This is a genomic window from Streptomyces sp. NPDC054956 (assembly GCF_053609185.1).
The window spans coordinates 1-1,082 of record NZ_JBSGXB010000667.1; the positions used below are offsets into that span (position 1 = coordinate 1).

Here is a 1,082-nt window from a genome sequence, read left to right on the forward strand (position 1 = left end):
GCACTCATCAAAGCATAGCGATGCTATGTATTGTGGGCTCATGGTGAGGATGAAGGATCCGGCGGTACGTACCCTGCTGCTCGACCGGGCCGCGCAGATGCTGCGGACGAGGCAACCGGTCACGCTCCGCACCCTGGTGGCCGGAACCGGCGTGTCGACGATGGCCGTCTACACCTACTTCGGCGGCATGGACGGCCTGTGGAAGGCGCTGCGGCAGGAGGGCTTCACCCGTCTGAACGCCAGGCTCACGGCCGTGGACTCGTCGGCGGATCCGGTACGGGACCTCGCCGCTCTGGGGGCCGCCTACCTGTCCAACGCCCTGGCGAGTCCCGATCTCTACCGCGTCATGTTCGACGCCGACTTCGACCTCGAAGACGCCAACGCGACGGACGAGACCCTCGATTGCCTCGTCCGCACCATCGAGCGCGCCCAGGCGAGCGGCCGCTTCCGTGACGAGGTCGACCCGCTGCAACTGGCCACGCAGAGCTGGATGATCGGCCACGGACTCGCCTCGCTCGTGGCCACGGGCCCCTTGCCGGACCAGGCGCTCGCCCACGGAGTGCCCATGCTGACCGCCCTGTTCACCAGCGCGGGAGACGAACCCGTGCGATGCCGTAGGTCGGTCGAGGGCGGTTGGGGTCACCGATAGGGGAACCGGGGTTCTGTCCGAACCCGGCGTGCCCCTTCGGATCGCGCGTCAGAGGGGTGCGAGCACCTGGTTGTGGGTGTGCTGGTAGATCACCGAGGTGCGGAATCCGACGACTTCGCGCCGCTCGGTGAACTTGTCCATGAGGAAGCCGTGGAGGTAGTCCACGGTGGGGACCGAGACGTGCACGATCATGTCGTCTCCGCCGGTGACCACGTAGACCGTGCTGACCTCGGGCAGCCCGGCGGCGTAGGTCTTGAACGCCTCGATGACCGCCCGGCTGAGGGGGCGGATCTGGAAGTGGATGAGCGCCTGGACGTGCCGGTTCAGAGCGGCCGGGTCGACCGCGGCGTGGTACCCGGTGATCACCCCGCGGGCGCGCAGTACGCGGACGCGTTCGAGGCAGGTCGACGGGGCGATGCCGAGGGCACGGGCG

The 1,082-nt window shown here is 68.4% G+C and carries 2 protein-coding genes; one reads left to right on the forward strand and one right to left on the reverse strand.

Going from position 1 to position 1,082, the window contains the following annotated elements; genetic code table 11:
* The first annotated feature begins 40 nt into the window (after positions 1 to 40).
* A complete protein-coding gene (locus ACWGDE_RS39155) occupies positions 41 to 649 on the forward strand; it encodes a TetR/AcrR family transcriptional regulator (protein WP_453393847.1) in 609 nt (202 codons plus the stop codon).
* 48 nt (positions 650 to 697) lie between these two features.
* On the opposite strand, the gene ACWGDE_RS39160 is transcribed toward ACWGDE_RS39155, so the two are convergent.
* The coding region (locus tag ACWGDE_RS39160; RefSeq protein WP_453393848.1) for an Lrp/AsnC family transcriptional regulator at positions 698 to 1,082 on the reverse strand (385 nt) is incomplete at its 5' end.

Coding starts and splice junctions, on each gene's coding strand:
- ACWGDE_RS39155 (WP_453393847.1), top strand. CDS start 41: ATGGTGAGGATGAAGGATCCGGCGGTACGTACCCTGCTGCTCGACCGG.